The sequence below is a fragment of the Serratia sp. (in: enterobacteria) genome, assembly GCF_046715635.1.
Taxonomy (GTDB): domain Bacteria; phylum Pseudomonadota; class Gammaproteobacteria; order Enterobacterales; family Enterobacteriaceae; genus Chania.
In genome coordinates, this window is the sequence record NZ_JBKJYW010000313.1 from 1 (window position 1) to 8,422 (window position 8,422).

Annotated in this window: 6 protein-coding genes and 4 pseudogenes; 8 read left to right on the top strand and 2 right to left on the bottom strand. The window is 52.1% G+C overall.

The window, feature by feature from the left end:
- The 3 genes and pseudogenes from ACLQ7H_RS16080 to queA form a co-directional block, all read left to right on the top strand.
- Positions 1 to 242: pseudogene (locus ACLQ7H_RS16080) on the top strand (hypothetical protein); the annotation flags it as partial.
- A gap of 8 nt (positions 243 to 250) precedes the next feature.
- On the top strand, positions 251 to 517 hold the full coding sequence (locus ACLQ7H_RS16085; protein WP_411753542.1) for a PAAR domain-containing protein: 267 nt from the start codon (positions 251 to 253) through the stop codon (positions 515 to 517).
- Between the two features lie 107 nt (positions 518 to 624).
- Positions 625 to 1,695: a tRNA preQ1(34) S-adenosylmethionine ribosyltransferase-isomerase QueA gene (gene queA / locus ACLQ7H_RS16090; RefSeq protein WP_411753543.1), complete on the top strand. Its 1,071-nt coding sequence runs from the start codon at positions 625 to 627 to the stop codon at positions 1,693 to 1,695.
- A 108-nt stretch (positions 1,696 to 1,803) separates the two neighbouring features.
- Here queA and ACLQ7H_RS16095 read toward each other — a convergent pair.
- A pseudogene (locus tag ACLQ7H_RS16095) lies at positions 1,804 to 2,184 on the bottom strand (tyrosine-type recombinase/integrase); the annotation flags it as partial.
- On the opposite strand from ACLQ7H_RS16095, the pseudogene ACLQ7H_RS16100 reads away from it, so the two are divergent.
- Positions 2,184 to 2,663 (top strand): annotated as a pseudogene (locus ACLQ7H_RS16100) (portal protein); the annotation flags it as partial. The pseudogenes ACLQ7H_RS16095 and ACLQ7H_RS16100 overlap by 1 nt on opposite strands.
- A gap of 18 nt (positions 2,664 to 2,681) precedes the next feature.
- Here the strand turns inward: ACLQ7H_RS16100 and ACLQ7H_RS16105 are convergent.
- Entirely contained in the window at positions 2,682 to 3,338 is a 657-nt protein-coding gene (locus ACLQ7H_RS16105; protein WP_411753544.1) for a hypothetical protein, read from the bottom strand.
- 137 nt (positions 3,339 to 3,475) lie between these two features.
- On the opposite strand from ACLQ7H_RS16105, the pseudogene ACLQ7H_RS16110 reads away from it, so the two are divergent.
- From ACLQ7H_RS16110 to secD, 4 genes and pseudogenes are all read left to right on the top strand, one after another.
- Positions 3,476 to 3,830, top strand: a pseudogene (locus tag ACLQ7H_RS16110) (phage tailspike protein); the annotation flags it as partial.
- Between the two features lie 1,185 nt (positions 3,831 to 5,015).
- A complete protein-coding gene (gene tgt, locus ACLQ7H_RS16115; RefSeq protein WP_021180201.1) occupies positions 5,016 to 6,140 on the top strand; it encodes a tRNA guanosine(34) transglycosylase Tgt in 1,125 nt (374 codons plus the stop codon).
- A 33-nt stretch (positions 6,141 to 6,173) separates the two neighbouring features.
- The gene (yajC, locus tag ACLQ7H_RS16120; protein WP_021180200.1) at positions 6,174 to 6,506 is read left to right on the top strand and encodes a preprotein translocase subunit YajC; all 333 of its coding nucleotides are present in this window, start codon (positions 6,174 to 6,176) and stop codon (positions 6,504 to 6,506) included.
- Between the two features lie 25 nt (positions 6,507 to 6,531).
- Positions 6,532 to 8,379: a protein translocase subunit SecD gene (gene secD, locus ACLQ7H_RS16125; protein WP_024528656.1), complete on the top strand. Its 1,848-nt coding sequence runs from the start codon at positions 6,532 to 6,534 to the stop codon at positions 8,377 to 8,379.
- Positions 8,380 to 8,422 lie beyond the last annotated feature (43 nt).

The following is an 8,422-nucleotide window of genomic DNA, read 5'->3' on the forward strand; positions in this document are numbered from 1 at the left end:
ATCTGCAGTTTGAAAAGGAGTCTACAGAACGCTGGTTTGCCCGATTTGACGATGGGCCGCTTATGGTCACCCCCTTACGCGCAGGCTATCCCGCCTTGGTAAGCGGTTTTTGGTCTACCCCGTCTAAGCCCAGCTCCCAGCTATTTATTGCCCAAGGCGAATTTGCGACGGATGTTCCTGGCCAAGAACCTGGAACGACGCTGTGGCACCTGGAGCGCGAAGCGGCGTCTATCGCGGAGTAGAGAGCGACATGAGAGCAACAATACAAGGCAGGAAGATCATCCAGAAGGGGGACACTACCACCACCGGCGGGGCGGTTCTTAGCGGTTCAGCATGGGTTGACCAGACTCAGGGTATCGCCTGCAAAGGCGACCCGGTATTCTGCCCGGCGTGTAAAACTACCGGCTTCATTGCGGAAGGTTCGTCATTACTTAATATACAGGACGTCGGGGTTGCCCTGGAGGGCCACAAGGTCAACTGTGGCTGTCCAAACGGCTGCCGTCTGGTGGTATCCTGAGAAATTAGCCACGGTGGCAACGCCTTATTCCTTGCTGCTTGTCGCCTGCGGCTTTAGACTGTATCGCCTATTTTTTCCCAATTAGCTAGCTGAAGAAGTGAATACCCATGCGCGTCGCCGATTTTTCTTTTGAGCTCCCCGAGTCTTTGATTGCCCGCTATCCACAGCCTGAGCGCAGCGGTTGCCGTTTGCTGCAGCTGGACGGGCCGAGCGGAGGCCTGACGCACGGCGTGTTCACCGATCTGTTGGCTAACCTGGAAGCGGGCGATCTGCTGGTGTTCAACAATACCCGCGTGATCCCTGCGCGCCTGTTTGGCCGCAAGGTCAGCGGCGGCAAGATAGAAGTGTTGGTCGAGCGGGTGTTGGACGATCATCGCGTGCTGGCCCATGTGCGTGCCTCCAAATCTCCCAAGCCGGGTACCGAACTGCTGCTGGGTGATGACGAAAGCATTGCCGCCACCATGGTCGCGCGCCATGACACGCTGTTTGAACTGCGTTTTAACGACGACCGTGACGTGTTCACCATCCTCAACGCGGTGGGCCATATGCCGCTGCCGCCGTATATCGATCGCCCGGATGAAGACGCCGACCGCGAATTGTATCAGACCGTCTACAGTGAAAAGCCGGGTGCCGTAGCGGCTCCGACGGCGGGCCTGCATTTTGATGAACCTCTGCTGGCTGCGTTGCGCGCCAAGGGCATTGAGATGGCGTTTGTCACCTTGCACGTTGGCGCTGGCACTTTCCAGCCGGTGCGGGTGGAAACTATTGAAGAGCATGTGATGCATGCGGAATACGCCGAAGTGCCGCAGGAAGTGGTGGATGCGGTATTGGCCTGTAAGGCGCGGGGCAAAAGGGTGGTTGCCGTGGGTACCACTTCGGTACGTTCGCTGGAAAGCGCGGCCAATGCTTGCCAGGATGCGCTGATCGCGCCCTTCTTCGGCGACACCAGCATCTTTATTTATCCGGGATATCACTATCAGGTGATCGATGCGCTGGTGACCAACTTCCACCTGCCGGAATCCACTCTGATCATGCTGGTCTCGGCGTTTGCCGGCTATAAAAACACCATGAACGCCTATCATCAGGCGGTGGCTGAGCAGTACCGTTTCTTCAGCTACGGTGATGCGATGTTTATCAGCCGTAATCCACTGGCGGAAAGCGAATCCGTCGGGGAATAAATTCCCGGGCTACGCACAATGCGTGGCCCTGTTTTAATCACGTCAGACTGTATCTCTGATGTAGACTGATAGAGGCGGGTGTGGTGGGTAATAAAATGTCTATTTACATCAATTGTTTACCACTGAAAGCATGGGCTTTGAATCGATGTATGTGTCTGGCTGTGGCAAAAACGTGACAATCCCACTAAATTTGCTCAGGTGCTCGGTGCTGAGATGAGCATACTTGTTGACCATTTCAAGCTTCTCCCATCCGCCGAGTTCTTTTAGCTCCATCAGTGGGGTTCCGTTTTGAACATGCCAACTTGCCCACGTATGCCGCAAGTCGTGAAAACGGAAGTCAGCGATCCCAGCTATCTTGAGCGCCCTCGGGAAGTCAGTCCGGCTAAACTCAGTAAGACGCTCCCCATTCTTAGAGAATACATATTCAGATTCTCTTGGGCATTCAGCTATTACATTCAACGCATCATCATTTAGAGGCAGCGGCCTTGCTCACCGGCAGTAGCCAGGCAATGCAGCAGATGCCCAGCAATATTGCTCAGGAAACCGTGAACAATCTGATGAACCGCGCTGACATGGTGTCATTCATCTACCTGGACAACATGGCCAAGAGCATGAAGCGCGCTGGCGAGGTCTGGCTATCCATGGCAAGGGAGGTCTACGGCTCAGAGCGTGAGGTCCGCGTTGTGAATGAAGACGGATCTGATGATGTCGTGGTGATGTCAGCCGAAGTGAAGGATGAGCAAACCGGTGAAGTTATAGCGCTCAATGACCTGTCTGTTGGCCGCTATGATGTCATCGTTGACGTTGGGCCTAGCTACGGGCTCGCATCCAGGGTGTATGAATCAAGGCCCGTACGTGACGCCTTGCTTAGGCTGAGAAACACACCAAGAGGTAGCACAGCTTTTGAAAGGAATCTTGAAGCCGCGCACAGGGCGATAACCGCAACGGCTCAGGGGGCGAAAGAATAAATAAATGCCAAGGATGGCCTATTTACTTTCTTCACGTAGTGACTTTCTAAATTCATCACTTGCTAGAAGAGAGTCTGCCTCAACAAGCGCATCGTATCTTTTGTTAAAGGCTTTAGCCTCCCCTGGAAGCCTATTGAAAAAAATATTTGTTACGGCAGAAATAATGAATATGCAAAAAGATAGAAGAATATGTGACATCAAAGGGAGCCATAATAGTATGGGTTCGTTATAATGTCGCTCCAAAGAAAAATAGATAATCATACCGATATACCATAGTGTAATTACTACGCTTAAAATGGTATAGGCTAAGACAATTAACGTTCCTATAGCATCAGATAATCGATTAACCAGCAACTCAGGAGAGTGTCGCTCAATTAAATACATCCAACACCTTGATATATCTTCTTCTTTTGTTGAATCTGGCGGTATGCCTAGTGTGCGACACATGTCGGATGATCTTTTTTTGTCTATATTTTGAGATCGTTTTTTATTGAAAAACGCAATGGTAAGTTGAATCGCAATTCCGGAAATTAATGAAATTGCTACCATACCCCAGAAGCGCCAGCCATCAGACAATGAGTTGTACTTAACTACATAAAGAATCATGATGGCGCAAGTTCCCAAAAAGAAGCCCCACATATTATCTGACATGAATTTTTCTTTGCGTTGACTCATTTTAGCCTCCTGTATTTTTTGAGCAGCATATCACCAGCCCCGCACCTAGGGTAGTGACTCGCTGACAATCTGACAAACCAAACACACTTTACCGCAAGCATGCCTTGTGGGGATTCCGCACGCCTGGAGCTTACTCAATGGCAAATATTATTCCTAACATCGTTGTTGCGATGCCGACACAACCATTCACCTTGTCACGCTCTCTTAAGGCCGCTGCAGGAGGGAAGGTATACCTTGGGCAGATTGATAAAGACCCAACGATACCAGAGAACCAAGTACAGGTTTACCTTTCCAATGAGGATGGTACTTTCGTTCCTGTACCTCAGCCGGTGATTATCAATGCAGGAGGGTTCCCTGTTTACAATGGGATGCCAGCTCGCTTTGTCACTGTAGAAGGTCAGAGCATGGCGGTTTACGACGCCAATAACTCCCTGCAGTTCTATCACCCTAATGTTCTAAAGTATTCACCCGATCAACTCAGGGCTGAGTTATCAACATCTGGCGGACCAAACCTTGTTGGTGTCAATCTCCCTGCTGTAGGGGTTTCTACCCTGCAGGATACTATCAACGGGATGCAGTGGCAGTATTCCAAGTCTGTACTTAAGAGCGGCGGTAGGAACGATAAAACCACAGATAACACCGCGTTGATTCAGTCGATGATCAACGGGATGACCTCTGGTTATGTGATTATCGAGTACGGCTGCAAGTGGAATTTCGACTCAATAACCCAGAAGGATGAAGTCCAGATCATCGACCAATCTGGATACAACTATAAAAACGGCCAGTGGGGGGCACAACTTAACTATTTCTTCCGTACCGCGGCACCGGAAACCAAGAATGCGCATGAATTCATATTGAATGCTTACCATCACCCAGGACTTGTTGTTAACAACCTGGGGGGAGGAATTGCGCAAAGGGCATCGTTAGTGCTTCGCTTTAAAAACGTTACTACCTGGCGTATCGGGTCTGGCATAAGCGATACCGATAATAACTTTGTTATTGCTGGCGGGGCAGGATTGGCAGGGCGTCACTACATGGATGCGGAAAGTGACGCTATGTCGTGGAATACTGGTCTGGTAACCGGTGTAAGTTATAACTACGGCAACCGTAGCTGGACAGACAACATCATTGTGCGGTACAGCGCCAGGGATGATAAAGGAGACCGGTACATGCAGGAACGCCAACAAGCTGCGGCCACTATCCCGCAACCGATGCAAGCCATAGTCACTGCAATGGAATCATCACTGCCGACTGACGACGTGAAATTTTTGGCAGAAAATATCAACGCGATCCCTGATTTCTTGCGCAGTAAAGATGGAACGGATTTGCTGGCCATGTTTGCAGATAGTCTGAGAAAAGCAGGGGGGCTAGATGCTGCCGTTACCGCCGCACCCGGGAAAGCCACCGGATGATAAGGATGATGACGATTGGTTTGAGGAACTGCCGTGGGAAGCCACGGCGGGTTGAAACTTCTTTAGTGTGCGAGAATGGGTAAGAGGGATTATGTGCGGGCATATTGTGCCAAAACTGTGTCAGAATAACGGCACAATATAGAAAAAATTGACAACATTTAGGCTCTGACACTTTGCGGGCTGGCTTGTGTCGCGGCTTACAGCGTTGTTATGATGCGCTCTATTTTGTCACACGTCAGACTGTATCTCTGACGCTGGAGGTTTTGTGAAGTACGAATTACAGACAACCGATGGCCGTGCTCGTCGCGGCCGCCTGGTCTTTGAGCGTGGCGTAGTGGAAACCCCGGCCTTTATGCCGGTGGGGACCTATGGCACGGTCAAAGGCATGACGCCGGAAGAAGTGAAAGAGACCGGTGCGCAGATCCTGTTGGGTAACACCTTCCACCTGTGGCTGCGCCCAGGGCAGGAGATCATGAAGCTGCATGGCGATCTGCATGACTTTATGCAGTGGCACGGGCCGATCCTGACCGACTCCGGTGGTTTCCAGGTGTTCAGCCTGGGGGCCATGCGCAAGATTAAAGAGGAAGGCGTTTATTTCCGTAACCCGATCAACGGCGATAAAGTGTTCCTCAGCCCGGAAAAATCGATGGAGATCCAGTACGACCTGGGGTCTGACATCGTGATGATTTTCGACGAATGCACGCCTTACCCGGCAGATTGGGACTATGCCAAGCGTTCGATGGAAATGTCTCTGCGTTGGGCGCAGCGCAGCCGCCAGCGTTTTGATGAACTGAATAACAACAATGCGTTATTCGGCATTATCCAAGGCGGTGTTTACGAAGATTTACGTGATGTATCGGTAAAAGGGCTGGTGGAGATCGGCTTTGATGGTTACGCTGTGGGCGGTTTGGCGGTAGGTGAGCCAAAAGAGGATATGCATCGCATTCTTGAACACGTTTGCCCACAAATTCCGGAAGATAAGCCACGCTATCTGATGGGGGTTGGCAAGCCGGAAGATCTGGTTGAAGGCGTGCGTCGCGGCATCGACATGTTCGACTGCGTGATGCCAACGCGTAATGCCCGTAACGGCCATTTGTTCGTGACGGACGGTGTGGTAAAAATCCGTAATGCCAAGCACAAGGATGATACCTCCACGCTGGACAGTGAGTGCGATTGCTATACTTGTCGCCATTATAGCCGTGCCTATTTGCATCATCTCGATCGCTGCAACGAAATTCTCGGGGCCCGATTGAACACCATCCATAACTTGCGCTATTACCAACGTTTGATGGCGGGTTTACGCCAGGCCATTGAAGAGGGTAAATTAGAGCTGTTTGTGGCGGATTTTTATGGTCGGATCGGTAAACCGATACCACCTTTAAACGCTTGAATTAATAATTGATAATTTAATGAGGGAATTTTAATGAGCTTTTTCATTTCCGATGCAGTGGCAGCAGCAGGGGCTCCATCTCAGGGTAGCCCGTACTCTTTGATCATTATGCTGGTGGTGTTTGGCCTGATCTTCTATTTCATGATCCTGCGCCCACAGCAGAAACGTGCTAAAGAGCACAAAAAACTGATGGACTCCATCGGCAAGGGTGATGAAGTGTTGACCACCGGTGGCCTGATTGGCCGTGTCACTAAAGTGGCAGATACCGGTATCATTGCCATCGCGCTGAATGACACCACGGAAGTGATGATCAAGCGTGACTTCGTGGCGGCCGTTCTGCCGAAAGGTACTATGAAGGCCCTGTAATTTTGTTTTCCCTAAGGGAACTGCCGTGCTAAACCGTTATCCTCTGTGGAAGTATCTGATGCTGATCGTGGTGATCCTCGTCGGACTGCTATATGCGCTTCCCAACATTTACGGAGAGGATCCGGCCGTACAGATCACTGGCGCGCGCGGAGTCGCCGCCAGTGAAACTACGCTGGACCAAGTCCGTACCGTATTAGAAAAAGACAATATTGCGAGCAAGTCGATTGCGCTGGAAAACGGCGCCATCCTGGCTCGCTTTAAAGATCCTGACGTGCAGTTGCGCGCCCGTGAAGCCTTGATGGCGGAACTGGGTGACAAATATGTCGTCGCATTGAACCTCGCCCCGGCAACGCCTGCCTGGCTGGCGATGCTCAACGCCGAGCCGATGAAGCTGGGTCTGGATTTACGTGGTGGCGTGCACTTCCTGATGGAAGTCGACATGGACACCGCGCTGAGCAAGTTGCAAGAACAAACTATGGATACCCTGCGCAGCGAACTGCGTGAAAAGGGCATTCCTTACGCTGCGATCCGCAAGTTGGACAACAACGGCGTGGAAGTCCGCTTCCGTGACGACGCCGCTCGCGACCAGGCCATCAGCTACATGACGCCACGTCAGCGCGATCTGGTGCTTTCTGCCAACGGCAGCAACACCCTGAAAGCCACGATGACCGACGCTCGCCTGAGCGAAGCGCGTGAGTATGCGGTGCAGCAGAACATCACCATCCTGCGTAATCGTGTCAACCAGCTCGGCGTTGCCGAACCGTTGGTACAGCGTCAGGGTGCCGATCGTATCGTTGTTGAATTGCCGGGTATCCAGGACACGGCGCGCGCCAAAGAAATTTTGGGTGCGACCGCTACGCTGGAATTCCGCCTGGTGAATACCAACGCGGATGCGACCGCTGCGGCCAATGGCCGTGTGCCGGGTGACTCCGAGGTGAAATACACCCGTGAAGGCCAACCGGTGGTGCTGTACAAGCGCGTCATCCTGACCGGTGACCACATTACCGACTCCACCTCCAGCACCGATGAATACAACCAGCCGCAGGTGAATATCTCGCTGGACAGCGCGGGTGGTACTGCCATGTCCAACTTCACCAAAGACAGCATTGGTAAACCCATGGCAACGCTGTTCGTGGAGTATAAAGACAGCGGCAAGAAAGATGCCAACGGCCGTTCAGTGCTGGTGAAGCAGGAAGAAGTGATCAACGTGGCGAACATTCAGTCACGTCTGGGTAACAGCTTCCGTATCACCGGTATCAGCAACCCGAACGAAGCACGTCAGCTGTCGCTGCTGCTGCGTGCCGGTGCGTTGATTGCGCCTATCCAGATCGTGGAAGAGCGGACCATTGGGCCAACCTTGGGGCAACAGAACATCACCCAGGGCCTGGAAGCTTGCCTGTGGGGCCTGGTGGCTTCGATCGTCTTTATGGTGGTCTGGTACCGCAAGTTTGGCCTGATCGCCTCTACCGCGTTGATGGCTAACCTGGTGCTGATCGTTGGCGTGATGTCTCTGTTACCAGGGGCGACGCTAACCATGCCGGGGATTGCCGGGATCGTGCTGACGCTGGCGGTGGCGGTTGACGCCAACGTACTGATAAACGAACGTATCAAGGAGGAACTGAAGAATGGACGATCCATTCAGCAGGCCATCCATGAAGGCTATAAAGGCGCGTTCTCCAGTATCGTTGATGCCAACGTCACGACGTTGATCACCGCGATCATTCTGTACGCAGTCGGTACCGGTTCGATCAAGGGCTTTGCAATTACCACCGCAATCGGTGTGGCGACATCCATGTTCACCGCGATTGTCGGTACCCGTGCCATCGTCAACCTGCTTTACGGCGGCAAGCGCATTAACAAGCTGTCTATCTGAGGAGTGCGTTGTGGCACAGGATTATACTGTTGAACAACTCAAC